This is a genomic window from Paenibacillus sp. LPE1-1-1.1 (assembly GCF_040676435.1).
Lineage (GTDB): Bacteria > Bacillota > Bacilli > Paenibacillales > Paenibacillaceae > Pristimantibacillus.
Genome location: NZ_JBEGHY010000045.1, coordinates 406,304 through 433,087, shown reverse-complemented (window position 1 = coordinate 433,087; position 26,784 = coordinate 406,304). Strand labels below are relative to the sequence as shown.

Below are 26,784 nucleotides of genomic sequence, written 5' to 3'. Positions count from 1 at the left end.
CAAAACTTCATGATTGATTCCTAAGGATCTCGCAATGCTTTTAACCCCTTTATTTCCTGACAGATATTGATGAATAGCTTCTTTCTTCAATGCTAAATTGAATTTTGACAAAAAAACTGCACCTCCAATTGTTAGATGGTGTCTAACAATTGGGGTGCAGTTCACGTGAGCCCTGCTTTTTATATGGTTTGGTTCGCTTTAATTTATGCTGCTTACAAGTTTCATCACGGCATCTCTCGTTAGCTTGTTGCCGCCAGCCGCGATTAAGTTAACGGTTGCATGCGCCAGCGTGAGAGGGATTTTGCAGAAATCCAAAGCTGGTCCGCCCTTTAAATCTAAAATGTAAGAATCGGCTATCTTCAAATTGCGGCGCGTGTATTTGATCATTTCCTTCGCTCCCCAGCCGTCAGGAAAGAAATCCACGCCTCGCGATAAATCCTCGTCGCGATTGCGAAGAATATTTACGGCTTGCAAGCCTCTGCCAAAAGCAATGGCTTTTTGTTGATCCGATTTTGTGCCATCGAACCAAAACCAAATCTCGGAAAGCATTTCTCCCACCATGCCGGCGACGCTGTATGTATAGCGGTCAAGATCCTCTTCCGTTCTGATATTCCAGCTCACATAAACCCAGTCTGCCATTTGCTTGGACATCTTGGCGATATGGCGGTAAACGACATCATTGACGGTTGGCGGACATAGCTGCGCCCATTCATGAATCTGCATCGTAACATCCGGGAGCACATCTTGGTAAGGAGCGAGCAACTTCTGTGATTCAGCGATCACGTCAGCGGATTGGAAAGCTTCATGGACGCCAAGCAAGAGCTGCACTTTTAATTCATCTGACAGCGTCTCATGATCCTCGATCTCATCAATCGCTCTCATGCATAAATAAGCGGATGCGACCGCCTCTTTTAAACCTGCTTTCAACCGGCTGATGGGGATATAAAAAGTACGGCTTGTTTTCTTTAACATGATCATCGCATCATTCAAAATAAAAACTCCTTCATTATGGCAGCTTTACTTTTAGCTTGTTTTAATTGTTCTTATTATCATACCATACATGTATTTAGATGTGCACGGTTACTGCGATTTCCTCCCTGCTGCCTGTAAGTTTTTGGGGAGTGATTGACTTGTTCCTCATAATATTGGAGGCTATTGGGATATTTATTCAATTCTCACGATTCAAATCCCTTTAATTTCTTTAAACGAAATACGTCATCGTAAAACAAACATAAAAAAGCCGCGTACCATGTACGCGGCCGATTGTTCTCGCCTATTGGATCCTTTATTTAAAATATTTCTGAACCGTCGCATATGCGAGCTTCGGTCGCCGATAACGGTCGACAATTCCCTTGCTGTTTTGAGTGCCCGCTCTGGTAATCAGCCAGTCCGTTCCTTCGGTTACCCTGCAATCGCAATACTGCCAGATGAACATGCCCGATAGAAACGATCTCTTCGTATAGGCTGACAAATTGGCTTCGATAATATCCGCTTGCCGCTCCTCTGTGCCGCGGACTCTGCTTGCATCGCGATGGCCGTAGTATCCGTCCCCGCCAAATTCGCTCATGATCATCGGTTTCCCTAATCCGCCGCCTGCATCGGCCCAGCCTCGCGCCAGATCGCAAAGCTCGCCCGGATCCTCATCCCCGTACCAGCCGGGATATAAATTAAAGGAGACGATATCCGCCAAATCGAAGCAAAGCTCGTTTTCTCTATGGTGGGACGCGAAGGTCAGCGGACGGCTTGCGTCCAGCGCCCGGATTTGTTCAAGCTGCTCCTTGTACATTTCCCTGCCTTCCAAGGTATTGCTGGCGCATTCATTTAAAATAGCCCAAATCACAATCGAGGGATGGTTATGATGCTGCTCCACCATCTCGCGATTTACCTGCTCGCACTGCCAACGGAAATTAGGATTTTGCATCTTCTCCAAGCTAAGGCCTCTCGCATGGTTTTCTTCCCACACCAGTATGCCTCGCTCGTCACACAGATCAAGAAACAGCTCGTCATTCGGATAGTGGCTTGTCCGTACCGAGTTGCAGCCCATATTCGAGATTAAATCGGCGTCAACCGCCATTAACTGAAGCGGAATCGCAGATCCGACCATCGGGTGATCCTCGTGGCGATTAACCCCTTTCATCACAATATCCTTGCCATTAAGCTGTATTTTTCCGGCTTCGGTCGTCACAACGCGAAAGCCGACCCGTTCGATTAGATCATCGATCAACGCATCGCCAACCGACAATACTGCTTTAAGCGCATACAAAACAGGCTTTTCGGGCGACCACGCCTCGGCTTCCGGAAAAACAAAGATGCCGCTCAAGCAGGTCGTTCCATCTGCATTAGCACGAGGTTCGCCCAGCTCAAAGGACTTGCCGCAGAGCTCGAAGCTAATCCGATAATTCTGCTCTTCGGTATATCGTTGTCGAACGATCGCTTGGATATGGGCCTTCCATCCGCCATTTTCCCAAATCGGGGTAAAAGCGATACGCTCCAAATACAGATCCTTAATTTCCTCCATTGCGACAGAGCGGTTAATACCGCCGTATGTATAATAATCATTGGGAATATGAAGGGCTGAAAACTCGCCAAAACTGTTGTCTGCTACCACGACTAGCTCATGCTCTCCCGGCTCCACATCTCTAGCGATCGCATCGAATGCCGTATATGCGTTATAATGCTCAGTCAACAGCACACCGTCAAAAAACACGCGTGCGGTATGGCTCACCCCTTTAAACACGAAGCGAAGCGAGGTTTTGTCCTTGATTGTGATCCGTTTACGATATGCCCCTCTGCCTCTATAGGTGAGAAAATCGGGATGCATCTCCCAGCAGCCTGGAACAGTCAGCTTATACCTGTAATCCAGCTGTTCCAGCTTCAGTTCTTTTTCCTCGGCAACCGCAGTGAAATCCCAGCTGCCGTCAAGCGACTGTACCTTCCGAAGCTCATTCGTCTGAAACAATCTAGTCATGCGTTATCCTCCTCTTCGTTTCTGGAATCTCCTAGCCTCAATCTATTTATTATAGCTCCCATTCCTGAGAGAGCCAAATAAAAAAGCTGAACAATCAGATCAACAACCTGATTGTTCAGCTCTTTTTCATCTATTCCGTTTGATTCTTACTGAAGAGCACGGGATTGCTCTTCTTTTCTCTTTAAAGCGTTATTCCAGAAGCCGGCGCTCATGACCGTCAGGATCATTAAGGCAATAAACGACCATGTGAGCAGCGTATTCCCTTCAAACCAGTGCTTAATTTGCGGCTCATGCGTAATCATTTTTGCCGCCGTATACGCAAGCACGCCGGATCCGGCATATATGATCCAAGGGAAATGCGTGATCAGCTTTATGAATAACGTGCTCCCCCATACAACAATCGGGATACTGATGAGCAAGCCAATGACGATTAACGAAAAGTGGCCCTGAGCTGCCCCTGCTACCGCTATGACATTGTCCAACCCCATTGCGGCATCGGCAATAACAATCGTTCGAACCGAGGCCCATATGGTATTTCCGGCTTTAATATCTCCATGCTCATCCTCTTGCACAAGAAGCTTAAAGGCGATCCACAAAAGCAGCACGCCTCCGACAGCAAGCAGCCACGGCACCTTGAGGATCCAAACGACAAGCACGGTCGCCGCTATTCTAATCAAGACAGCTCCTGCCGTTCCGAGTAAGACCGCTTGTTTTTGCTGTTCCTTCGGCAATCGTCTGGCAGCCATGCCGATGACGATCGCATTGTCGCCGGCAAGAATTAAATCAATGAAAATAATAGACAGCAGGATCGACCAAAAATCTACCGTTAAAATATCCAAGGCCCTTCCCTCTTTCTTTTACGATTATCTTAAAACGGCTGGCAACTGCTTGTTTGGAATGTCTTGCGCTAATCTAACGGAACGACGGATGCTCCAACTATTTTCTTTATATTAATATGCTTGTCATCTCCACTTCATACGATTTCTGAATCAAACGGCAATGCACCGCTTTGCTGCAAAAAAAACGGCCGCCTTCCCCTTTCCCATTTGCCGCCCAGCCATTCGCCCTCGTAAGTTATCATGTTGCGGATGAAGCGTCTACTGTGAAAAAAACGATTAAGTGTACTTTATTTGAAAGCCCTTGCAACGGATGCGGCTTCGGTTTTATAACTATAATGTACAGTTCTTACTAGGGGGTCTTTTAGGATGACTACGGTTTATTATGTAGCGGCAAACGGAAACGACCATGCGCAGGGAAGCTTGGACGATCCCTTTCTTACAATCAGCAGGGCGCAGAAAGAAGTGCGCGAACAATTGAAGAATAGAATCAACCATGATCTTGCGGTGTATATCCGAGGCGGGCTGTATGAGCTTGATTACACGCTGTCTTTCGATGAAAGAGATTCCGGAGTAAAAGGCTTCCCTATTCAATATTCGAGCTTCCCCGGCGAAGAAGCGGTAATCGCGGGCGGCAGGAAGCTGACCGGCTGGACGCCGTATAAAGGCAGCATCTGGCGTACCCGGCTGGACGGCAGCCTTTCCCTTCCCTTTCACACGCTTTATGCCGACGGTAAACGAGTCCATCAAGCTCGGCTGCCTGCCGCCGGTTATTTTGAAACCGAAATGCCTTATGGCCAGCATGATGAGAAGACCAATAGGCAAGGCATCCGATATCATCCCGATCACCTGCCTGACCATTACGATTATTCGGAAACCCAGGTGTTTGTCTGGCCTGGGGAAGGAGAATGGAATTGGTTCTCCGAGACGAAGCCTGTCGCCTCTATAGACAAAACGGAACAGCAATTACTTTTTGAAAATCCAGCCACATGGCCGATTGGAGCCGGCTCCCGCTATTATATCCAAGGCTCGCTTGATTTCCTTCAAGCACCCGGGCAATTCCATCTCGATTCGGCTTCAAATATGCTCTATTACTTCGTTCCGGACGGCGTGACGGATCCAAATGAGCAGACCATTCTCGCTCCCTCGGTTCAGCGGCTGCTTGAAATTAACGGGAAGAGTGCCGAGGAGCCGGTTCAAAACCTATGCTTCTCCGGACTGACCTTTTCATGTACCGATTTTTTTCGCGAATATCGAATGATGGATGATAACGTTGAGCAAGCGGCACACCGCGAGGGCCTCGTGTATATCAACCATGCCGAGCATATTCAAATTTCCTCCTGCAGGCTAACGCAAGCCGGAAGCTGCGGAATTTATCTGGACCGCTATTCCAAAAACATAACATTAGACGGTAACGATATCCGCCATTTCGGTTACATTGGCATCAGCTTAAACGGGTTCGCGCCAGGCACGGGTCCATTTACTAGTCCTGATGCTTCCTTTACAAACGGCTATCATACGATTACGAACAACCGGATCGAGGCTGGCGGCGAGCTCGTCGGACACGGCTGCGGCATCCTGCTCTATCAGAGCGGCCATAACCATATCACGAACAACTTGATTGCCAATATGCCAAGGTACGGCATTTCCATGAAGGGACTTCGGCATAAAGCGATGCCGGCTGAGCTGTACGGATTTCCCGTCACCTGGGAAAACCATTGGGACTTCCTCCACAGCAAAAACAACTTTATTGCGTATAACGATATTTCCAGGGTCATGACGGACAGCCAGGACGGCGGATTGATCGAAGCCTGGGGCTCAGGAAGAGGCAATATCCTTCATAACAACTACCTGCATGACAGCGGCATTCATTTCTCCTTTGGGTTCGGCATTTATTTGGATGATGCAGCCGATGATTTCACCGTAACCAATAACGTCATCAGCAGCCTTTACAGCACAGGCCAAGGCAAGCTTTGGATGCTTATTTTCTCAAAGGGCATCGGCAACCGGATAAAAAACAATCTGCTGGTTTCTAATCCCGATGCGATCTCCGCAATCGGCTCGCAGGAGATGGCCGGCGAAGAAAACAAACTTATCGATATTGCCTGCAATATCGTTTACAATTCAGGATATTTATACTATTTTGTTAATTATAGCGACGAGCGGTTCGCTGCCGCTGACCGCAACCTCTATTGGAACAACGGCAAACCTTGTGAAATAGCCGGCTGTCTGCCGCTCCGTTCAAACCAAAAGGACACACTCGGACGAGAGGAATATGCGTGGGAGCAGTGGCGAACGCTTGCACAGGGAAAATACGATGAAGAAACGGTTATCGGGGAACCTCAGTTCATTCGCCCCGAGGAAGCCGACTATCGTCTGCGCCCCGAGTCTCCTGCATATCGGTTAGGCTGGACCGATATCGAATTCGAGAAGATCGGTCCGAAGTAAACAGAATCTTGATACGGGGGGCCTGGATCGGATGAAGGTATTCGGATTTTACAAATCCAAAAAATATTTGCAGCGAGTCATGTTCTCCATCATGGCGGCCATGGTGGTTGTGCTTGTTGCCTCATCGGTATCCAATACGTACATTCTTGAAAAATCGGTTAAAAGCATCCAAGAGGAGTCTAATCTGAAGGTGCTCTCGCAAATTCAGTACAATCTTTCCTATATGAACGATATCGTTACAAGGCTGTCGAGCTTTGTTTACCGCGATCATTTTCTAATCCCGCTCATGTTCAATGATGACCTGCCAAAAATGGATTTGATCCGCGGACACCGCCAGATGTCCAACATAATGGAAAGCTCATCCTTTCTCCACTCCATGGTCGTTTATAACAAATCGCAATCCAAACTTTACGGCACAAGCAGCAGCCTCCTGCTTGACGACGGGGCAACCGATCAACGGATTAGAAGCATCCTGCTGGATTCTGAACAGCCGCAGCCGACGAACCGCCTCATACCAATGAGCCTTGAGCAGAATGACGGCGGAATCGACACCTTTGCGTTTATTGTAACCGACTCCCTGAAACCCTTTACAAACAATCAATCCGCCATCATTTTGTTCATCAAATCCGATTGGGTTTTCGAGAGCCTTAAGAAAATGAATGTGGCGAGCGACCGCGACCAAGGCGAGATTTATATCCAAACGCAGGACGGAACGCTTTTATCCTCCGATCCGAACGCATCCTTAACAAATGAGCAAGACCAAGTCCGCATCAAAGAGCTGGTTCAGGCTCACAAAATCGAAGAAAACCATTCGGCCGGCTTCTTCATCGGTACGCTTGCCGGAGAAAAAGAAATGCTTACCTATATGGATGACGGTCTCGGTGCTTGGACCATCCTCTACATCCAGTCATACGATAAGCTGATGGGCGCAGTGACGAAGACACGCAATCAGTCGCTGCTGCTGTCGGGACTGTTCCTGCTCCTTGCAATCGGATTGTCGGTAGGGCTGTCTTATAAGCTGTATAATCCGATAGAAATGATGCTCAAGCGAATTCGTCCCCATCTTCCAGACGAGAGACAAGACGGCTCCAGCTCTAAAGATGAGCTTCGCCTGATGAGCGATAATTACATGAAGCTGTCCGATAAGCTTAATGAGATAAGCTCCGAGCAAATCGTAAGCAAATATTACATTCGCAGGTTTTTATCGGATAGCCAGCTCTTCTCGGATCATGACATGCGGCATCTTATCGAGAAACATGAGCTCAACATCTCCGTCAAGGACCAGCTCCTTGTCTGCGTGATGAAGATAGACAACTTCGCGGACTTCGATAACAGCATGACCGGAGCTTCCAAGAAGCTCTATAACTTTGCCATAGTTAACATTGCCCAAGAAATAATGGGCAAGCATTTCCCATGTGAAGCCGTAGAAATCAGAGGCGATCATACCGTGCTTATTTTGTCACGGAGCGTTAGCGACCCGGCTATGCTTTTCCAACAAGTCAAACAACTGCTTCGAGAGATTCAGGAAACGATCGAACGCTATTACAAAATCTCGCTTTCATGCGGCATCAGCGATATCATCTCCCAGTTTTCCTACTTATCGTCGGCTTACACGCAGGCGCTGCGGCTGAGCCAGTATATGATCGTGAAGGGACGCAAGGCGATCCTGACATCAGAGGATATCAAGGGAAATCTGATGAACAAGCAGGTTTCGCTTCCTGACGTTATCGACAAGAAGCTTACCGAAGCGCTCAAGAAGGGACAGCTGACGAATGCCGGCAACGAGCTGGAGAAGGCCTTTTCCCTCATCGCCGGCATGCAGTATGACGACATGATTAGAGCGGTGTCCAATCTTGCCTGGGTGATTAAGAATGCGGTAAGCGAAATCCATGATAACCGGATCGTCACCTTTTCCGTCGATCTCGACAATATTCATCAGATTGCCCAAGAGAAGGAGTCGCTGGAGGAAATGTATCTCTCCCTCCTTTCGCTTTGCGCCAAAATCTGCGAGGGCCAGCGCCCTTCCAATATGGAACGGAACGAAATGATGCTGGAGACGGTCAAAGAACTGATTGAACAGAAGTTTGCCGATATTAATCTAAGCCAGCAATCCATCGCCATGAGCGTCAAGCTGTCCTCCGCCTATATCGGCAAGCTCTTCAAAGAGAATTACAAAATGTCGATTACCGAATATATCAACGAGGTGCGCTTGAGTCATGCCCAGGCGCTTCTGGAGCAGAACAACTACACGATTACAGAAATCATGGATAAATGCGGATATGCGAACCAAAGCTATTTTTTCCGTTTATTCAAAGGCAAGGTCGGCAGTACGCCGAAAGAATACCGCATGAAAAAATCGATCTCTTAAGGCATATCATTCCAATAAAAGCCCTTCGTTCACTGCTTCCAGTGGGCGAAGGGCTTTTAACTTTGCCGCTATATCTACGAATATTCACAAAATCGAATATTTTACACCCGCAAAATACAGTAATTCGCAAAACCTATTCTATCCGCCGCCGGATCTGCATGGCATGATGGCATCAGAACAAGAACGCTTCAGATGGAGGAGATCGCAAGTGCCCAAAACAGAACCCGCAGCTCCGGGCTTAAAGGCCCCAAGCCGGCAGCGCAAGCCGGGATGGCTGAGCAAAGAATGGAAGCATTTGAAAAAAAACCGTGAGCTTCTGCTGCTTGCCATGCCGGGCATACTTTTCAAGTTTGTCATCGCCTACATCCCTATGATCGGGCTGATACTGGCCTTCAAGTATTTCAGGTATGACCAAGGCATCTTCGGCAGCAAATGGATCGGCTTCGATAACTTTGAATTTCTGTTCAAAGCGCAGGATGCCGTCCGCATTATCCGCAACACCCTGCTCTACAATATTTCTTACATTGTTCTCGGAACCGTCGCCGCCCTGCTGCTAGCTCTTCTTCTCAATGAGCTGAGCGGAAAACTCATCAAGATTTATCAAACCACGATGTTTTTGCCTTACTTTATTTCGTTTGTGCTTGTCGGCTACATTACGAACGCCTTTCTCGACCATAAAGGCGGCTACCTCAATACGATAATCGGCTGGCTAGGCTTCGAGCCACATAAATGGTATTTAGAAACCGCGCCTTGGATATTCATTCTGCCGCTCGTGGCGCTGTGGAAAGGGATCGGTTTTTCCACCCTCGTCTACTATGCGGGGATTACCGGCATCAGCACGGATTATTACGAGGCGGCAAGACTCGACGGCGCTTCCCGCATCCAGATGATGTGGCGCATTACGCTGCCGCTGCTTAAACCGCTCGTCATTATCCTTTTCATCTTAGGACTGGGCAATATTTTCCGCGGCGACTTCGGCTTGCATTATTTTGTGCCCAACAATGTAGGGCCGAACTTCCCAACGACGGATATCATCGACACCTACGTTTATCGCGCCCTGACTAAGCTAGGAGACTTAAATTCTGCGGCGGCTGTCGGCTTCCTGCAATCCGTGGTCGGATTAATTACGGTCGTATCCGCCAATTATCTTGTGCGCAGAACGGATAAGGATAATGCGCTGTTTTAAAAATGGAGGAATAATTTATGCCAAATCCCAAAAGCTTTAACCTTATGAACGGACTGATCAACGTCTTTCTTGCTATCCTGTGCCTGATGATCGCCCTTCCGTTCGTACTCGTCGTTATTATTTCGTTGACCTCTGAGAACAGCCTCGTGCAAAACGGCTATCAGTTCCTGCCCCAGGAATGGAGCATGGAGGCTTATCGAATCGTATTTCAAAAGCCTGATCCATTGATCAAAGGGTATCTAGTCACCATTCTCATCACGATAGTCGGCACGGTGTTATCGCTACTGCTGACGGCCATGACCGCTTACCCGATTTCCCGGATGGACTTCCGCTACAACAGGCCGATTACCTTTTATATTTTCTTCACCATGCTGTTTAACGGCGGACTCATTCCGTTCTATATCATGATGACGCAGTACTTGCATTTGAAAAATTCCCTGCTCGCATTAATTATCCCGACGCTGCTTAGCCCCTTCAATATTATGATTATGAAGGGTTTCCTGGACAAAATCGGCAAAGAAATCATTGAATCGGCAAAGGTTGACGGGGCAAAGGAATTCCGAATTTTTTTCCGGATTATTTTGCCGCTGTCGACTCCTGCTCTTGCAACGCTCGGCCTGTTCATCTCTTTTGGCTATTGGAATGAATGGTTCTATGCCCTGCTGTTCATCGACAATGACAAATATATCCCGCTTCAATTGCTGCTCGTTCGCATTCTGTCGCAAATTGAGTTTTTGGCAAATTCTCCGCTGGCTCAGGTAGCCGATAAGCTGGCCTATGCGAATTTTCCGACCTTATCCGTCCGGATGGCGATGGCCATTCTTGCCGGCGGACCAATGCTCATTATATTTCCTTTCTTTCAGAAGTATTTCGTGAAGGGTATTACAGTAGGTTCCTTGAAAGGTTAAGGAACGACTATTGTGCCATATATAAAAACAATTAACTGGAGGGTTCAAACGTGAAAAAAACAAAAGCAGCCATGATAGTCAAATGCTTTGCGCTTATTCTCTGCTTCGCGATGATCGCTGCGTGCTCAAACAACGGAAATAACCAAGCTCCGGAAAATTCCGATGAGCCCAGCAATGCGGCCGAGAAAACCCCGGAATCTGCGGCCACCGAAGAACCTGCTCTTCCAGAGGTTAAGCTCACCTTTATCTATCCCGTGTCCGCTAATCCAGGTCCCGACCAACAGCTTGTCAACGACGAAATCAACAAATACCTCAAAGAGAAAATCAATGCAACGGTTGATCTCAAGCCGCTTACTTTCGACGAATACGAGCCTAAGCTGAACGCCATGCTTGCGGCAGGCGAAGATTTTGACTTGGCGTGGAGCTCGAAGGGCTGGCTCGGCAACTATCAGCCTTATATCGACAGAGGCGCTTATCTTGAAATTACGGACGATATGATCAGCAAATATGCTCCCGAGGCCCGTGCTAATATACCGGATAAATTTTGGCCGGATATGCTGGCTGTCGACGGAAAGGTATACGGCTTCCCGATCTATCAGGTTGCCGCCAAAACAAAAAGCTTAGCGATTCAGAAGCGTTTTATCGATAAATACAATCTCGACGTCAGCACCATTCAATCGTATAAAGATATCGAACCATTCTTGAAAACGCTTAAAGAGAGCGAACCGGACATTATTCCGCTCGGTCTTGCCCAAAATTCATGGGGCTTGTTCACGGATCGGACCAAAGTAGGCGAGGGGCTTCCGCTAAGCTATGCGAAGGACGATGCCTCACTCAAATATATTAGCGGCCTGCAAATACTCGATGAGAAAAAAGCCTATTACGATAATATGCGTCGTTGGTACCAAGCCGGCTATATTAACGAGGATGCTCCGATTATCCAGAACATCAATGATTTGAAGAGTAAAGGAAATGTAGCCGTTTCGCTAGAATTCACATCCAAGCCCGGCGGAGAAGTTGGTGAAATGGCAGTCAACGGAGGCAATGAGGTTGTATACGTTCCAATTTCCGACAGCTACTTTACGGGAATTGCCGGAGCTATGCATGTCATCAATAAAGGCTCAAAAAATCCGGAGCGCACATTGATGCTGATCAACCTGCTCAATACGGACAGTTACCTTTATAACCTGATTTGCAACGGTATCGAAGGCAAGCATTACAACAAGGTAGATGACAAAAATATCGAACCGATCAAAGATTCGGGTTATGCGCCAAACGGCGACTGGGTATTCGGCAATCAGTTCAACGCCTTTCTTAAACCAGGCCAGGCTGCAGATACATGGGAGAGAACGATCGCGCTTAATGACAGCGCCATCGTCCCTGCTACGAGCGGCTTCGGCGTAAACGAAGAGTCCATTAAAGCCGAGATCGCTAACATAACTGCGGTTAACAACGAGTATCAAGTCGCGCTGGAATCCGGTTCGGTGGATCCTGCCAAAGAGCTTCCGAAATACAAGGAAAAGCTGATTGCTTCCGGCCAAGAAAAGATTCAACAGGAAACCGAAACACAGTGGGAAAAATTCAAGCAGGATAAAGGCCTGGTAAAATAATAGATATGGATTAGAAAAAAGAAGCGCTGCAGGAGTCCAAACTCCCCGCAGCGCTTCTTCCCCGTCTATTTCATCCCTGGTTACAATTCTGATTTTACAAGTAAGACGCAAGCGCACCTTCAAAATACACGATTTGCGCGATACGAATATGCAAAGACCGGTCCTCCATGTTGATTTGAATGTGATCGACAGCTACGCCTGCAAGTATTCCCTCGATTCTCCCTACTGTCGTCATCAAGCAAAGTCTCTGCCCTTGGTGCCTGCTTATATGCTGGATAAAAACAGGATCCAAATGCGTGACATATTCCGATGGCTGGGGAATGCCCGCTATCGCGTATATTGGAGAATGCACGGCTTTCGCTTGATCCACGCATCCCGGCTGCACAATCGGATTCTGGTAATTTTGCGCCTTGCTGGCCTCGATATTCGAATTCAAGTGCATCACCCCTTATCGCTTTAGAATCCGTAATATGTATGCTCGGAAGCATCTATCTATACATATGGACTCCCGTAATTCCATTCACGAAGGCGTTACCGGCTTGGGGTTATGCTTGGACTTGATATCCGAAATAGAAAAATACTTCTCTTAAAAGAAAAGGCAGCTTTGTGCGCCAGCTTCTGTATGCCGATGTTTGGGTTGGCGAGGAATACGCATCCATGCCCAAATCTTCAGCCATCCGGAGGGCACGCTTCATATGGAGCGGATCGCTTACAATGGTAACCGTTGAAATTTGTTTTTCCCTGGAAATTGTATAAGCATTTTGTAAATTTTGTTCCGTAATTTTTGATTTTCCCTCGAGAAAAACATCTTCTTCCCTTACCCCATGCCGCATGGCATAGCGCTTCGAAACCTCTGCCTCGGATAAAGAGTCTCCGTCACCCATTCCGCCTGTAACGATGATTTTTTTTACGTATCCGTTGTCGTACAGCCATATGGCATGGTTCATTCTCTCCGTCAAAACCGGCGACGGCTCATTCTCTATCACAGCCGCTCCGAGAACAATGGCCGCGTCCGTTCGGAAAAGCTCATTCACTTTGGCAAAAGCCGCTATGGAATACGCCGTATACAACACATAAAGCACGCATAATAGAATAACGCTCCAACCCCAGCGTTTCCATTTTCCAGGCATTTATTTATCTCTATGCTCGGACATGGCCTTGGCTCCCATAACGTCCGCTTCATGCTCTAATCCTGCGTCATCATTAATGGAAGCGCCCTTCATCTGAACCGTCGGCTTCACGCGGCCTTGCTTCTGCTGGGCAATATGCCATGCCTCATGCGGCAGATGCTTCTCTTGCCCGGGGCCAAGATGGATATCCGATCCTTGCGCATAAGCAAGCGCATTTACTTCGGACGGTTTGGCAGAGTTGTAATGGACTTTAACATCGTCCATCGCGAGCCCCGAGAGGTTCTCAACCCCCGATTTCAATTGATCCGGCATTCCCGTCCGATTCGTTTTTCTTTGGGCCGCATGAGAGGAACCGGCTCCCGCTTGAGACCGGAGCAGCTGCGTGACGCCGCGATTGCCAATTTTGCTCTGCAGCTGCAGTAAGGCACCCGGCTGCATGCCCGCAGCTTGTTTGGTATGCGAGGCTTCGGCAGACATGGAGGCCGTTGTGCTGCTAGGAGCAGACTTCGCTGCTCCCGTATTGCCAGAGGTCGTTTTATCTATCTTTTGTGATGCCATTTCCTGCACCTGCTCTCGAATAATAGAAATATTAGCTTCATAGTATCATATCCGGCAGCATGCTAGATAGCGAAATGATGATATCACGTGATGTTGAACCACCTGCACCGTTACTGAGAGGAATATGCGCTTTCACTATCGCTCCTTAAGCCCGGTCCTGAGCTCTATGCCGCCCGCGGGAAGGCTGTCGGTTCACAAAATAAATGCTTAGAAGAATGAAAACAAGACCGATGAGCAGAGAAAACGTAAATGGCTCGTTTAGAAAAAGGGTGCCCGTCAAGATGGCGACCAAGGGGATGAGGAACGTAAAAGAAGCTACCTTGCTCGCTTCGCCCGAGTCCATCAATTTATAAAAAACCAACCAGCCTACGGCTATAACGAATATCGAAATGAAAATTAAACTAAAAATGAAAATCGGCGCCCAGATGACCTCGGACCAGCTCTCGAAGCTGGAACCCAAAAGAGTCATAAATAAACCGCCAATCAGCAACTGGAGGGTTACGAGCCAAATGGGGTCCACTCTTGGCCCCGTTTTTTTCACGTAAATCGTCCCTAACGCCCAGCTAAGCGCCGAACCGAGCGCAAGCAAAATTCCCGCTGCGGAAATATGGCCGGATAACCCCCCTGCGCCGCTGCAAATTATACCGACACCGGTAAAACCAAGAACGAGTCCCGTAATTTTAAGCCCGTTCATCGCCTCCCCGAGCCACATCCACGAAAACAGGCCGACCAGCACCGGTTGAAGAAAAACAATGGCGGAGAATAGGCCTGCCGGCAAATATTTGAGGCCGATGGTTTGAAGCCCGTAATACAAAATGACATTCACTGCTGCTGATATCAGATAAATCTTCCATGTCTTTTTGAATTGCAGCCTTTTATAGCGCGGAATGGCGATCGCCAGCAGCAGGATGCCTCCAAGCAGCGTTCTTGCACCTGAGAATAAGACAGGCGGCATGTAGGAAAGGGCTATTTTGGATAAGGGCCAATTCACTCCCCATACGATGACTAAAAATAGGATTAGTAGCATCGTTTGCATTTTCGTTTGTTTTGGCATATGTCTGTCCCCTTGCTGTCTCGTTTGCAAATGGCTTGTTGATCTCCTTGCTGATCTTGCTTGCTTACGCTGTTGGAACCCCGCTTAAGCTCGCTCCATGAACGAATAAGCGCTTGATATTCTCTTCCACTGCCGGATCCGGAATGAGCGGCGGCGCTTGATGCGGCTTAATCCGAGCATCAATAATAACGTTATCGCAAGCCCAATGCTTAAATTCATATTGGCTGTTAATGCCGTAAATATCATGCGAAGGGTTGCTGCGCGTGAAAGCGGCCCAAAGGAAATTGTTCAATTCCGCGCTCATAAAGGCACTGTCATCGCAAAGAATGATTAGCGGGCAGGAAGGCAGTGAACCTTTCTGCTGAATGGACATGCTAAAGCTCTTCAATTCTTCCTGCGCTTGCGAATAATCGGTAAAGGCTGTCCCTTGTATGGCCACGATGCCCGGCATGACCAATGCAGCTTTCTCATACCCTGGGATCTCTTTCAAAATCTCCGGAACCTCTTGGCAAAGGTCTCTTTTCTTGTCGCCGACCGCTGCAAAAATAACCTTGCTTCCGGTGTTCAAACCCGTACCCGAATAATCAAGGGTATCGATGGTCGTATTGGTCTGAAAATGAATATCCCTGCGCAGATCGATGCGCTCCAAGATAAAGGCTAGGAACTCCTCGACATGATGCGTATCCAAAGGCTTCTTATCCTCTGCCGCAATGAATAAATATTTTGCCAGGCTCAGCTGCCCTGTCCCTAAAATCCGATTGGCAATGGTGAGCAGTTCCGCCGGCTGCTTAATTTGCTGATAAGGCGTATAGCGCTCGCTCCCAATAGCAAACAACAGCGGATGTACGCCGGCGGCATCAACGGCATGCACCTCTTTTACCCCAGGAATTTCTTGTTTGATTGCCGATCCGGTCAACTCATGAATCAGCGCGCCAAACGCCGTATCTTCCTGCGGCGGTCGGCCAACGACGGTAAACGGAAAAATTGCGTTTTGTTTGGCATATACTTTATGCACTCGCATTACCGGAAACGGATGCGTGAGGCTGTAATAACCCAAATGATCGCCGAAGGGTCCCTCCGGCTTCGTCTCGCCCGGATGAATCTCTCCCGTAATAACAAAATCCGCATCATGACTCACGCAGAAACCGTCAACGTAGCTGTAGCGGAAGCGGCGGCCTGAAAGCAAACCGGCAAAGGTCAGCTCGCTCATGCCTTCCGGCAATGGCATAACGGCCGACAACGTATGCGCAGGAGGACCGCCAATAAAAATGCTCACCTTAAGCGGAGCTCCTTGTTTATTTGCCTTGTCCTGATGGATGCCGATGCCGCGGTGTATCTGATAGTGGATGCCTACCTCTTTATTCAGTTCATATTCGTTTCCGTTAAGCTGGACGCGATACATGCCCAGATTGGAATTCATGATGCCCGGCTTTTCCGGATCTTCCGAATAGACCTGCGGGAGAGTGACGAAAGCTCCTCCATCCTCCTGCCAATGCTTGATGAGGGGCAGCTCGGCGATGTTGATTTCCCGCATGGCGGCCGGCATGCCGTCTGATTTTTTTAAGGGCAGCGCATTTTTTGCCGCAAATCCTGCCCCAACATGTTTAAACGGGTTTTTTAAAGCTTTCATCGGATCATTGCGCAGGGCGATGACCTCTTGAACCGATTCCCAAGTTTCCCGAAAAATGAATTTACTGCGTTCCACCGTTCCAAAAAGGTTAGAAACGGCACGGAATTTTGATCCTTTTACATTTTCGAACAATAACGCGGGACCGCCAGCTTCAAAAACCTTCATATGGATGGCGGCCATTTCAAGATGAGGATCAACCTCTTCGTGAATACGCACCAAATGCCCGTTTTTCTCCAAATCAATGATGCACTCTTCCAAACTGCGATATATCATTTTGTTGCTCCAATCTATAAAAGGATGTTTAGTCATGCTCCATTGCCCTGATAAAAAAATAAACGATACAAGCTATTATAATATAAAAAGGGAAAGCGACCAATAAACCATTCAACCACGTGCAAAAACACGTGGTTGAATGGTTTTATGCTCTTCATTTTTTATAAAAAACAGCATTCGCGGCTTGAAGGGCGGAAGCAGCTTTCGGCCAGCCTGCGTAAAAGGCTAGATGCGTCATGACCTCGATTAGTTCTTCCTCGGAAATACCATTTTCCTTCGCGAGCAACAAATGAAACGGGAGCTGGTTGGTATGTTCTCCGGCTACCAAAGCGGATACGGTTATGAGACTTCGTTCCCGTAGAGAAAGATTTTCCCTTCTCCATAGATCGCCGAACAGTACGTTATCCGTATACTTTGCAAATGCAGGAGCAAGCTTTCCGTAGGTTTCCTGCGCGTTTGAGAGGATTCGTTTAGGCTTTATGTCTCTTTTTTCTTCCTCTATTCGATCATCGTGATGATCATCGATCATTTGCGCAAGTCCTTTTCCAAATGTCCAGTCTTCGAGCTCTGTCTCAAGCAGAACGACAAATACATTCTCTGCGTCTATCCTGCAGTGGAGGAATAGCTGTTCAGCTAACCCTTTATAGAAGCCGCGTTTTTGCTCCGTGCTCCTTCCTGCTCCAAGAGAAATCTGTATAAACAGAAGATGATCCGTCCTCCTTACTTTTAAATAATCCTTACTGTAAAAAAATTCACTCGGCTTATGGGCATGGAACACTTGGAAATAATCATTTTCCGGCACATTGAAATTTCTTATTAAAACCCTCATTATACATTGGCTGATGAGTTGCAGTTCATTCTCTTTGTATTTATCTTCCAAGTAAGATACTCGTATAAACGGCATCTGATTCAACACTCCAATCTGAGATTGATTACTTGAATTTTACACCTCCAATCTTCATCTGTATAATTGAATTAAATGATAAATATCTTCATTTTATCGAATGGAGTGACTATGATGGACCTTAAGGAATTAACGACATTTCGCACCATTATTCAAGAAGGGACCTTCTCCAAGGCAGCAGAAAAACTGAATTACGCTCAGTCCACCGTCACAAACCAGATCCAGCGGCTGGAGAAGGAATTGGGAATTAAGTTATTCAAAAGGGGCTGGGATGCAGAACTAACGGCATCCGGAAAAATATACGCAGAAGAAGTAGATGGCCTTATTAGCCATTGGAATTATGTGTTAGAGAAAGCCGGCTCCTTGCAAAAAGAAGAAATAGGAACTCTCCGGATCGGTGTCATTGAACCTCTAACATCCTCCGTCTTACCCGCTGTCCTGCAAAGCTTTCGCAACCAAAAACCGAATATTAATTGCCAATTTATCGTTGGAAATACAGAAGCCCTATCGCATGCTTTAACACATAACGACTTGGATTTCGTAATAAGCGGGGAACCCAACGATTTAACTGACTTGCAATTCGAGCCGCTTTATGAAGAACAGATTTCCTTTGTCGTATCTGAAGAGCATCCTTTTGCTAAAAATAGCTCCCTTTGTTTAGACGATCTGTTTGAGTATCCGCTTATTGTTGGCGGTGCAAGCTGCTTGTATCATATTCGGCTGGAGAAGGAGCTTTCCTCATTCCATTCCAAGCCCTTTTATTATACGGTCAGCCAAATCTCATCCATCCCATCTTTTGTGAGATCGTTTCCTTCCGTCGGAGTTGTCCTTTCTTCCGTCGCTTTGCCAAGCGGGATTGTCGCTACTCCGATCCTACTGAAAAATCCGTTCATTTCGATTGGGATCTTGCAATCCAAAAGAAAAAAATACGCAACCTCTTCCCAAAAACTGTTTATGCAGTTGATCAAAGAACAGTTATCTACAAATTAAGTCCAATAAAAAAACCATAACTTGACGTCGATTCGTCAAGTTATGGTCTTTAATTTAATGTACCTATCAGCCTTCATAGGCGGCCTTCTCCGTTCCTTTCTCTTACTTTAGCGCCGCAGTGAAAAACGAGCATAAAATATCCTTTGCCCCGCAGGTTAAATGTGATTCGATCCTCATTGTCCACGTAGAAGCTCGGCGCATTCCACTTGATATGCTCATGCAAGGGTTTATGACCCCGGCTGAGCGTCTGGCCATTATAAGGGCTGTCGTTGCGCAGTTAGAAATCTCTGTTCAGGAATTTAGCGCTGCCTCTGTTGAAGCTGAACAGAAAGAAATCCCTGAGGATGTCGTTACTGTCGTTGCCTACCAGCTTAAAACGTTAGATTTGGGTCTCTATTATCACCAATGCATGCTGGCTTGGTTTGAGAAATTCGCAATGGAACTGGAGGCTGAGCTAGGTGGAGAGCTTACTTAAGACAAAAACAAGCCAGATGGGCGAAAAGGGTCAAATGACTTATTTCATGCTGGAAAATGAGGGTAAGGATACTCTATTGATGCTTCATCCCGCTTTTGCGGACCACACGATTTTCGAAACGCAGCTTGCTTATTTTAAAAATAACTATCAGATCATCGCGATCGACCTGCCTGGTCACGGCAATCGGAATAATCGTGTCGGAGCCTCTAAAATGACCATAAAAGATATGCCTGAAGCGATAAGCCGAACGCCTATGCCTTATCCCATGCTGATCATCGTTGGCGAACATGATCTTCCCATCATTAAAGAAGCAGCCGTTGAGCTGCAAAAGCGAGAAATAGAAGCTCATTTGGTCATTTTGCAAGAGGCGGGGCACTGCGCAAATGCAGATGCCCCCCATTTATTCAATCCGGAGCTGGAGCTTTTTTTATCGGAGATTTAAGCCGTAGTTACGATCGGATCTGAAGGGAATAAATATCCGTGCGGCGGTCACGGAAGGTGAGTACATCCGTCGATTTGCGATGGCGCTGCAAAATTTCCATGTCCAATTCGGCCATAATGACCGTTTCTGTATTTTCACTGCATTCGCCGGCAATGCCGTCTCGCGGGAACGAAAAATCGGCAGGCGTATATACCCCTGACTGCGCGTATTGAATATCGACGTTATCCACATGCGTGAGATTGCCTACCGTTCCTGCGGTGACGGTAAACACCTGATTCTCGATCGCCCGGGCCTGCGCACAATATTTGATACGGAGAAAGGCTTGGCGATCCTCAGCGCAAAAAGGGACGAAAATAATTTGCGCGCCCTCCTCTGCCACGATTCGCGAGATTTCAGGATACTCGATATCGCTGCTCAGCTGGATCGATATTTTGCCGCAATCCGTATCGAATACTTCCAGCTTCATGCCGCCGTTTATCCCCCACCACTTTCGCTCATTCGGTGATATATGGAGCTTATACTGCTGCTCGATGGTTCCATCGCGCCGAAATAGATGGCCGACGTTATAGATCCGGTTATTTTCTTCGACGAAATGGGAACCTCCAATAATGTTTACGTTGTACTTAACCGCTAATTCGGAGAATAACTCGACATACTGCACGGTAAACGTGGTCAGTTTCCGTATGGCAAGGCTTGGCGAACGTTCCTCCAAGAAAGAAAGCAGCTGCATCGTAAAATTTTCCGGGAAAACGGCAAAGTCCGATTTATAATCCGCCGAGACATCGACGTAATGCTCGCACTGGGTCGCGAACTCCTCAAAGGAATCGATTTTTTTCATCATATATTGAATGACGCAAATTCGAACGGGAAAGGACAGCTTATAGTGCGTTTTGCTATTGCTCGGCTTATAGTCGATATTGTTCCATTCCAGCAGCGCGGCGTAGTTCTTCGAATCCTCGTCGTCGGGCAAATAATTCGTAATAATTCGCTTGAGCGTAAAACCGTTCATCATTTGAAAAGTGAGCACCGGGTCGTATATGTTTTGCTGCAGAACTTCTTCCGCATACTCTCTAGGCGACATTTTTTCGCTGTATTTGTGATAACCCGGGATACGTCCTCCGACGATAATGCCTCGGAGGTTTAATTGTTCAGCCAAACGCTTGCGTGCTTCATAAAGCCGTCTGCCGATTTTCATGCGGCGATAATCAGGATGGACCATAACTTCCATGCCGTATAAGCTTCCGCCATGCGGGTTATGGTTGCGAATATAGCCTTTATCCGTAATTTCCGAATAGGTATGCTGCTCTAAATAATCATCGAAATTAACGATCAAGCTCGAACATGAGCCGATAATCTCGCCATCGAGCTCTACGCATATTTGCCCCTCGGGAAAAATGCGGATATGGCTTTCCAATTGCTCCATCTTCCAAGGAATCATATTCGGAAAACAAATATGCTGCAGCGCAATAATTTTCGAAAAATCCGCTGCTCCTATGCTGCGGATAATTATCTTCTTTTCAAATTGTGAAATTTGATCCGATGTCATATACTCTCCCCATTCAAGCGGTAGTTTGAGTTCATTATACGAGGCGACTTTCATACGGGTATTAATGGATGGTCATCGGATTGTAAATCTTTAACGGAAAAGGCTGGATTTCCTCATCATGCCGTATATTCACCTGCTTATATTCTAACTTGAAAGATGAACCGCTATTCATATCCTCTCCAACTTACAACATACGGTTAACGCAAAAAACGCAGGAATAAAGGAGCGTGGCGCTTCCTTATCCTGCGTTTATGATATCCAATGGTTCAGCCTTTGACGGAGCCAATCATTACGCCTTTTTCAAAATATTTTTGCAGGAACGGATAGAGCACCAAAATGGGCAGCGTAGATACGATAATGACGCCGTATTTGATTTGATCCGCATACTTTTGCGCGTAGCCCCCTGCATTCCCTCCGGAGCCTGCCCCATTTTGAAACACTTGGTTCGATAACAGGATATCTCTCAGAATGATCTGCAGCGGCTGCAGCTTATTGTCCCGGATATAAATCAAGCCCGTAAAGAAATCATTCCAATGGCCGACCAAATAATACAGGCCGACAACCGAAATCAAGGCTTTTGACAACGGGAGCGCGATTTTGATAAAAAATCCGAAATGGGAGCAGCCGTCGATTGCCGCCGCTTCATATAACTCAGATGGCAGCGATGACTCGAAAAACGTTCTTGCGATAATCAGGTAAAACACGTTCACGCAAAACGGCAGGATAAACATTAAAGCCGTATTCGTTAAGTGCAGGTCCTTCATCAGCAGGTAAGTTGGAATCAAACCTCCATTAAAGAACATGGTGATCACAAATAACAACATAATGACCTTTCTTGCCCGGAATTCACGTCTGGATAAGACATAGGCTGCCGGCAAAGTAATTAACAAATTAACCAACGTGCCCGCGAACGTATAAAAAACCGTATTACGGTATCCGTTCCATATGCGCTCATCCTGAAAGATTTGATTGTAACCGAAAAAGCTGATATTTTTGGGAATAAACAGCACCTTTCCGGTAGAGACAAGCGTCGAGTCGCTGATTGAAGCAATGATGATAAAATAAAGCGGATATACAATGGCCAAAAAGATCAGCGCGCACATCAAGAATAATACGATTCGAAAGACAATTTCACTGCCGTTTACACGGGTACGGTCCATAATCAATCCTCCTTCGACAACCGGTTAGAATAAACTCGTATTGGAAGCTTTTTTAGAAATGGCGTTCATCGCAAACAAGAAAATAAAATTAATCAAGGTATTGAACAAACCGATGGCCGAGGCGTAGCTGAACTGATTGGATACGATACCGATCTTGTACACATACGTAGCAATAACCTCCGAAACCGGCAGGTTTAATGAATTTTGCATCAAAAAGATTTTCTCGAAGCCCGTGCTCAGTATATTACCCATGCTAAGAATGAACAGAATGACGATTGTCGGAATCAGCGCAGGAAAATCGATATAGCGAATCGTCTGCCATCTGCTGGCCCCGTCCATTTTGGCCGAATCGTACAGCTGCGGATCGACCGTCGAAAGCGCCGCCAGATAGATGATGCTGTTCCACCCGCAATGCTGCCAAATGTCCGAAATGATATTCACCGGTATAAAGGTAGAGGTAGACGCGAGCAAATTGATATCCCCAAAACCGATGGACTTCATAAAATATCCGACTATGCCCGTTTCCGGCGATAACAGGACATTCAACATACCCACCAGTACGATAATCGATATAAAGTGAGGCAAATAAACCGTCGTCTGCATCAGCTGCTTCATTTTTTTTCTTCGAATTTGATTCAGTACCAACGCCAAAATGATGGGTGCGGGAAATCCGATGATGATCGCTGTGAAGCTGATTAAGAACGTATTGGTCAGGAGATCCACAAACAAAAAGCTTTCAATAAATTGCTTGAAATAAAATAAACCCCGCCATTCTCCTCCGGTAAGCCCTTTGCTGAAATCAAAATCCCTAAACGCTAATTGAATGCCGTACATAGGAATATAGTTAAACACGAAAATGACGGCAATTGCCGGAAATATCATCAACCACAATTGAATATCTCGTTTGAAGGTGCCGAAGATCGACCAAGAGCCCATAAGAAATTCCCCCTTCTTTTTGAAAAAGAAGCTATACCCTATTTCAGAGCGGCATAGCTCCCTGCATCGCTTTTTTATTATTTCTTGCTCATATAATCATCATAGTATTTTTGCATAATCTCGATGTTTTGGTCCAAGCCTGCTTTTTTGCTTTGCTTTACATACTCATCCCACTGTGTTTCAATTCCGCCCTTGGTTACCCATTTGGCAAAATTGGTATTCGCGAGATTCATTACATTCGTATTGCTAAGGCTCATCGTGTTGTTGTCTGCCGTCGTATATTTGATGAACATGCCCGGAAAAACATCCTTTTCCGCATCGACGGCTAAAGCATCCTCTAATGGCTCCGACTGAACGAGAACCTCCTGCATATCTTTGCCCAGCGTCAAATTTAACGAATCCGGGATATACATCGGCCCGTTATCTGCCCAAGTGGAGGTCCATTTCCATGTGCCTGGATCCATTTTCGTATCCGATGGCGGCAGAACGCTGTATGTACCGTCGCCATTATCCTTGATATTCGTCCCGATCGAACCGAATAAAACCTGCATGCTCACTTCTTGTTTATACAATTCATCGATAAATCTCATGGCTGCTTCTTTATTTTTTGTTTTTGCCGACATCACGATCTGGTTCACGCCATAGTTCAAGGTCGAGAAATCATAGCTCCACGATAGCTTGCCAGAAAAACCGGCCGATTCCTTAAGCGGAGACATCGAAGCGTATTGCGGCGCCAGCTGCTCGCCGAAGCGGTCTGAGGCAACCCAGCCCCAAGTAAAGCCTACCTTCGCCGTATCGCCTTCACCGCGTGCCACGGACTGGAATTTCGTATAATCATGGGTAAATACCTCCGGGTTAATCAAACCGGCCTTATACAGCTTATTGAGGAAAATGACCATTTTTTGATAACGTTCATCGGTTAAGAAGTTTTTCACCTTTCCGTCTTCGACGAAATAACCTTGTCCGCTTCCGTCCGTTAACGTAACGCCCATGCCGCCAAGTAGAACCGCAGGGTTGAAGAAACCGCCAATCCCGCCCGGCCAATCCATCGGAATCTCATCGTTCGGATTGCCGTTGCCGTTAGCATCTTTTTCCTTGAACGCAACTAACACGTCGTACAATTCGTCCCAGGTTGTCGGCATGCTAAGTCCCAGATTGTCCAGCCAGGTTTGGTTTATATATTGTCTAGTTGCGGACGCCGGCCAAAATCTTTGGTATTTGGGCAATCCATAGATTTTACCATCGGGCTGCGTCGCAATAATTTTCGTCTCCGGCTTGGTATCAAACATTTGCTGGACATTTGGCGCTTCCGGCAGCAGCTCGGTTAGATCCTGGAATAGACCTTGGAACTGTGCGAAATCGGCGTCCGTAATGACATTAGGTCCGACAAATAAATCCGGCGTATCGCCGCTTGCCAGCATCGTGCCTTTCTTCTGAGCCCAATCTGCCGTAATCTCCTGCCATTCAATATCCACGCCTGCAGCATCCTCTGCCTTTTGCAGCCATTCCATCTCGGCCAGCGGCTTCGTCAATGAATGCTTCGTGATGAGCGCGGTAAGTTTAACCTTCGCACCCCCTGCGCCGCCTTTATCGGCATCTGTGTCCGGGGACTCCTGATTGCCGCCGTTATTGCTGCACCCAGCGATCAATATGGTGCATAAACAAGCTGTCAGAACAAGCCTTAACGTTTTTTTCATCCTGCTTGGCCTCCCTTTTTCTTCTTTGTTATCGCTTACATATTCGTTAATAAAATAGATCGGTTCATCCCTTTGATCGTTATGGACCGAGCGTCTCGGCTGCAGCTCTTGACTGCCTTAATGTTAGCAAGCGTTTACAAAGCCAACAATACGGAAAATCATTGGATTTCGGAGACAATGATTAGGTACCCGCCAGCCCAGGTTGATCGTCCACGCTTTGGCGCGCAGCAAAAAAAGCCGTGGCTGCGCCGCGGCTTTCCTGCTTATTGATTGCTGCTGGAATATGTGCCCTGAAAGGCTTCGGCTATTTTGTCCGACACGCTTTCAAAAGCTTCTTTGACGCTTTTTTTCCCTAACCAAACTTGATCAAACGCCGGCTGCAAAATCGCAGAGATATTTTCATTGTTTTTTAAATAGTAGTCATATGAATTGACGCCATTCTCAAACGTCTGCCGCATGACCGCATCCTGATAACCGCTCGGATGTCCGGGATTTACATCCGCCCAGCGCGCAATCAGCTCAGGCTTCGTGTAATAATCCTTAAGCAGCGGCATCCACAGGCCGCTGGCATGCAAATCGATGGAATTCTCGGAATCGAGCTGCCACTTATAGAACAGCCAGGCTTCCCTCGGGTGCTTTGTTGTCGAGGCCATGACAAGCGGTTCCCCAAACTGAATGGTGGTACTCGTCTTCAGCTTAGGCAATACGCCTACGCCGTAGTTGACGCCGGCTGCGCCAAGATCAAGCTGAACCCATTGGCCATCGAGATTCATCGCTACCTTTCTGCTTTGCACGGCAAGTGCCGGCTGCGGCAGATTTTTCTCCTGAATCGGCGATGGCGCGACATGATGAACGTAGATAAGATCAGCAAGCTTTTGGACCGCGTCGATGACAGCTGGATCGTCCAGATTCATTTTACTGCCGTCAGGCGCGATCACGCTCGTATTATTGGAAGGCACCATTAAGTGCCACATCCAGGTGTTAAAGCGTACGCCGAACTGGACAATGTGATTGGGATCGAAATCCGGGCTCAAAGCATTATTTCCGCTGCCGTCGATCGTCAATTTTTTTGCCGCTTCCAGGAATTGCGCCCACGTCCACGCATCCTCCGCTTTTGCAGGCGGCAGTGCTACACCCGCTTCGTTAAAGAGATCGGCATTATAATAGAGGGCGAACGACTCCTCGGCAACCTTGACGCCTGCTACCTTTCCTTGCTCCCAGTACATGAGGGCATTAGGAATGAGCGAAGCTTCATTGATTTGCGTATCGGTGTCTAGAAACTCCTTCAAGTTATAGAGCTTCCCCTGCTCCGCCCATTGCAGCGCGGTATGCTTGTACAGCATAAAGACGTCAGGCGCTTTGTTGCTCGCATACATCGTCGTAAGCTTGGTGTTATAATCTCCCGGCTCATACACGTATTGGACCGTAATCCATGGATATTTCTCCATAAATTTCTCAATCATTCTCACCTTCGCCTGCTTCTCGTTCGGGGAGCCCCAGGAGGCATAGGTCAAGACGACTTTTTCCTTATTGTTCATAGCTGCGGCATCGCCTGCCGCTTCACGATTGGCAGCCCCGCTTGACCCACGGCAGCCCGCCGCAAGCAGCATGGCGCATAAAATCAATAACGCCGTGATTCCACGCTTGTCTCTTCTCACGAGTCAG

Annotated in this window: 22 protein-coding genes and 1 pseudogene; 8 read left to right on the top strand and 15 right to left on the bottom strand. The window is 47.2% G+C overall.

What is annotated here, in order from left to right:
* Positions 1-198: 198 nt before the first annotated feature.
* The 3 genes from MRBLPE1_RS30755 to MRBLPE1_RS30745 all read right to left on the bottom strand — a co-directional run bounded on the left by MRBLPE1_RS30755 (position 199) and on the right by MRBLPE1_RS30745 (position 3,807).
* Positions 199-978: a squalene/phytoene synthase family protein gene (locus MRBLPE1_RS30755; RefSeq protein WP_364153658.1), complete on the bottom strand. Its 780-nt coding sequence runs from the start codon at positions 976-978 to the stop codon at positions 199-201.
* Positions 979-1,285: 307 nt separating this feature from the next.
* On the bottom strand, positions 1,286-2,968 hold the full coding sequence (locus MRBLPE1_RS30750; RefSeq protein WP_364153598.1) for a glycoside hydrolase family 2 protein: 1,683 nt from the start codon (positions 2,966-2,968) through the stop codon (positions 1,286-1,288).
* 146 nt (positions 2,969-3,114) lie between these two features.
* On the bottom strand, positions 3,115-3,807 hold the full coding sequence (locus MRBLPE1_RS30745; protein WP_364153595.1) for a TerC family protein: 693 nt from the start codon (positions 3,805-3,807) through the stop codon (positions 3,115-3,117).
* 366 nt (positions 3,808-4,173) lie between these two features.
* Between MRBLPE1_RS30745 and MRBLPE1_RS30740 the strand changes: the two genes are divergently transcribed.
* The 5 genes from MRBLPE1_RS30740 to MRBLPE1_RS30720 all read left to right on the top strand — a co-directional run bounded on the left by MRBLPE1_RS30740 (position 4,174) and on the right by MRBLPE1_RS30720 (position 12,324).
* Complete coding sequence (locus tag MRBLPE1_RS30740; protein ID WP_364153592.1) at positions 4,174-6,252, top strand: right-handed parallel beta-helix repeat-containing protein; 2,079 nt, start codon at positions 4,174-4,176, stop codon at positions 6,250-6,252.
* Positions 6,253-6,283: 31 nt separating this feature from the next.
* Positions 6,284-8,620 carry a helix-turn-helix domain-containing protein gene (locus MRBLPE1_RS30735; RefSeq protein ID WP_364153589.1) on the top strand — a complete coding sequence of 779 codons (2,337 nt, stop codon included), beginning with the start codon at positions 6,284-6,286 and terminating at the stop codon, positions 8,618-8,620.
* Between the two features lie 208 nt (positions 8,621-8,828).
* Entirely contained in the window at positions 8,829-9,806 is a 978-nt protein-coding gene (locus tag MRBLPE1_RS30730; RefSeq protein ID WP_364153586.1) for an ABC transporter permease, read from the top strand.
* Positions 9,807-9,823: 17 nt separating this feature from the next.
* Positions 9,824-10,714, top strand: a complete 891-nt coding sequence (locus MRBLPE1_RS30725; RefSeq protein ID WP_364153584.1) for a carbohydrate ABC transporter permease — start codon at positions 9,824-9,826, stop codon at positions 10,712-10,714.
* Positions 10,715-10,764: 50 nt separating this feature from the next.
* Positions 10,765-12,324 (top strand): ABC transporter substrate-binding protein, encoded by a 1,560-nt coding sequence (locus tag MRBLPE1_RS30720; protein ID WP_364153581.1) that lies wholly within the window; start codon positions 10,765-10,767, stop codon positions 12,322-12,324.
* Positions 12,325-12,418: 94 nt separating this feature from the next.
* On the opposite strand, the gene MRBLPE1_RS30715 is transcribed toward MRBLPE1_RS30720, so the two are convergent.
* The 7 genes and pseudogenes from MRBLPE1_RS30715 to MRBLPE1_RS30685 form a co-directional block, all read right to left on the bottom strand.
* Positions 12,419-12,760 carry a DUF2642 domain-containing protein gene (locus tag MRBLPE1_RS30715; RefSeq protein ID WP_364153579.1) on the bottom strand — a complete coding sequence of 114 codons (342 nt, stop codon included), beginning with the start codon at positions 12,758-12,760 and terminating at the stop codon, positions 12,419-12,421.
* A gap of 109 nt (positions 12,761-12,869) precedes the next feature.
* Positions 12,870-13,454, bottom strand: coding sequence for a YdcF family protein (locus tag MRBLPE1_RS30710; RefSeq protein ID WP_364153576.1), 585 nt, complete (start codon positions 13,452-13,454; stop codon positions 12,870-12,872).
* Complete coding sequence (locus MRBLPE1_RS30705) at positions 13,455-14,012, bottom strand: eCIS core domain-containing protein (protein ID WP_364153573.1); 558 nt, start codon at positions 14,010-14,012, stop codon at positions 13,455-13,457.
* Between the two features lie 145 nt (positions 14,013-14,157).
* On the bottom strand, positions 14,158-15,066 hold the full coding sequence (locus MRBLPE1_RS30700) for a DMT family transporter (protein WP_364153570.1): 909 nt from the start codon (positions 15,064-15,066) through the stop codon (positions 14,158-14,160).
* A gap of 64 nt (positions 15,067-15,130) precedes the next feature.
* Entirely contained in the window at positions 15,131-16,969 is a 1,839-nt protein-coding gene (locus tag MRBLPE1_RS30695; protein ID WP_364153568.1) for a UbiD family decarboxylase, read from the bottom strand.
* A 154-nt stretch (positions 16,970-17,123) separates the two neighbouring features.
* Positions 17,124-17,450, bottom strand: a complete 327-nt coding sequence (locus MRBLPE1_RS30690) for a carboxymuconolactone decarboxylase family protein (protein WP_364153656.1) — start codon at positions 17,448-17,450, stop codon at positions 17,124-17,126.
* 75 nt (positions 17,451-17,525) lie between these two features.
* A pseudogene (locus MRBLPE1_RS30685) lies at positions 17,526-17,798 on the bottom strand (tautomerase family protein); the annotation flags it as partial.
* Positions 17,799-17,987: 189 nt separating this feature from the next.
* Here MRBLPE1_RS30685 and MRBLPE1_RS30680 point away from each other — a divergent pair.
* The 3 genes from MRBLPE1_RS30680 (at position 17,988) to MRBLPE1_RS30670 (ending at position 19,780) form a co-directional block, all read left to right on the top strand.
* A complete protein-coding gene (locus tag MRBLPE1_RS30680) occupies positions 17,988-18,863 on the top strand; it encodes a LysR family transcriptional regulator (protein ID WP_364153565.1) in 876 nt (291 codons plus the stop codon).
* Positions 18,864-18,981: 118 nt separating this feature from the next.
* Complete coding sequence (locus tag MRBLPE1_RS30675) at positions 18,982-19,338, top strand: hypothetical protein (RefSeq protein ID WP_364153563.1); 357 nt, start codon at positions 18,982-18,984, stop codon at positions 19,336-19,338.
* On the top strand, positions 19,322-19,780 hold the full coding sequence (locus MRBLPE1_RS30670; RefSeq protein ID WP_364153560.1) for an alpha/beta fold hydrolase: 459 nt from the start codon (positions 19,322-19,324) through the stop codon (positions 19,778-19,780). The genes MRBLPE1_RS30675 and MRBLPE1_RS30670 overlap by 17 nt, the downstream gene beginning before the upstream one ends.
* Positions 19,781-19,787: 7 nt before the next feature.
* On the opposite strand, the gene MRBLPE1_RS30665 is transcribed toward MRBLPE1_RS30670, so the two are convergent.
* The 5 genes from MRBLPE1_RS30665 to MRBLPE1_RS30645 all read right to left on the bottom strand — a co-directional run bounded on the left by MRBLPE1_RS30665 (position 19,788) and on the right by MRBLPE1_RS30645 (position 26,777).
* On the bottom strand, positions 19,788-21,326 hold the full coding sequence (locus tag MRBLPE1_RS30665) for a bifunctional GNAT family N-acetyltransferase/carbon-nitrogen hydrolase family protein (protein ID WP_364153557.1): 1,539 nt from the start codon (positions 21,324-21,326) through the stop codon (positions 19,788-19,790).
* A gap of 266 nt (positions 21,327-21,592) precedes the next feature.
* Positions 21,593-22,486: a carbohydrate ABC transporter permease gene (locus MRBLPE1_RS30660; protein WP_364153555.1), complete on the bottom strand. Its 894-nt coding sequence runs from the start codon at positions 22,484-22,486 to the stop codon at positions 21,593-21,595.
* A gap of 24 nt (positions 22,487-22,510) precedes the next feature.
* The gene (locus MRBLPE1_RS30655; protein ID WP_364153552.1) at positions 22,511-23,422 is read right to left on the bottom strand and encodes an ABC transporter permease; all 912 of its coding nucleotides are present in this window, start codon (positions 23,420-23,422) and stop codon (positions 22,511-22,513) included.
* A gap of 77 nt (positions 23,423-23,499) precedes the next feature.
* A complete protein-coding gene (locus MRBLPE1_RS30650; RefSeq protein WP_364153549.1) occupies positions 23,500-25,119 on the bottom strand; it encodes an ABC transporter substrate-binding protein in 1,620 nt (539 codons plus the stop codon).
* A 263-nt stretch (positions 25,120-25,382) separates the two neighbouring features.
* A complete protein-coding gene (locus MRBLPE1_RS30645) occupies positions 25,383-26,777 on the bottom strand; it encodes an ABC transporter substrate-binding protein (RefSeq protein WP_364153547.1) in 1,395 nt (464 codons plus the stop codon).
* Positions 26,778-26,784 lie beyond the last annotated feature (7 nt).

Bases quoted from the DNA above. Each gene is read 5' to 3' on its own strand.
- MRBLPE1_RS30755 (WP_364153658.1), bottom strand. From the start codon at position 978: ATGATCATGTTAAAGAAAACAAGCCGTACTTTTTATATCCCCATCAGC.
- MRBLPE1_RS30750 (WP_364153598.1), bottom strand. From the start codon at position 2,968: ATGACTAGATTGTTTCAGACGAATGAGCTTCGGAAGGTACAGTCGCTT.
- MRBLPE1_RS30740 (WP_364153592.1), top strand. From the start codon at position 4,174: ATGACTACGGTTTATTATGTAGCGGCAAACGGAAACGACCATGCGCAG.
- MRBLPE1_RS30735 (WP_364153589.1), top strand. From the start codon at position 6,284: ATGAAGGTATTCGGATTTTACAAATCCAAAAAATATTTGCAGCGAGTC.
- MRBLPE1_RS30725 (WP_364153584.1), top strand. From the start codon at position 9,824: ATGCCAAATCCCAAAAGCTTTAACCTTATGAACGGACTGATCAACGTC.
- MRBLPE1_RS30710 (WP_364153576.1), bottom strand. From the start codon at position 13,454: ATGCCTGGAAAATGGAAACGCTGGGGTTGGAGCGTTATTCTATTATGC.
- MRBLPE1_RS30705 (WP_364153573.1), bottom strand. From the start codon at position 14,012: ATGGCATCACAAAAGATAGATAAAACGACCTCTGGCAATACGGGAGCA.
- MRBLPE1_RS30700 (WP_364153570.1), bottom strand. From the start codon at position 15,066: ATGCCAAAACAAACGAAAATGCAAACGATGCTACTAATCCTATTTTTA.
- MRBLPE1_RS30695 (WP_364153568.1), bottom strand. From the start codon at position 16,969: ATGATATATCGCAGTTTGGAAGAGTGCATCATTGATTTGGAGAAAAAC.
- MRBLPE1_RS30680 (WP_364153565.1), top strand. From the start codon at position 17,988: ATGGACCTTAAGGAATTAACGACATTTCGCACCATTATTCAAGAAGGG.
- MRBLPE1_RS30665 (WP_364153557.1), bottom strand. From the start codon at position 21,326: ATGACATCGGATCAAATTTCACAATTTGAAAAGAAGATAATTATCCGC.
- MRBLPE1_RS30660 (WP_364153555.1), bottom strand. From the start codon at position 22,486: ATGGACCGTACCCGTGTAAACGGCAGTGAAATTGTCTTTCGAATCGTA.
- MRBLPE1_RS30655 (WP_364153552.1), bottom strand. From the start codon at position 23,422: ATGGGCTCTTGGTCGATCTTCGGCACCTTCAAACGAGATATTCAATTG.
- MRBLPE1_RS30650 (WP_364153549.1), bottom strand. From the start codon at position 25,119: ATGAAAAAAACGTTAAGGCTTGTTCTGACAGCTTGTTTATGCACCATA.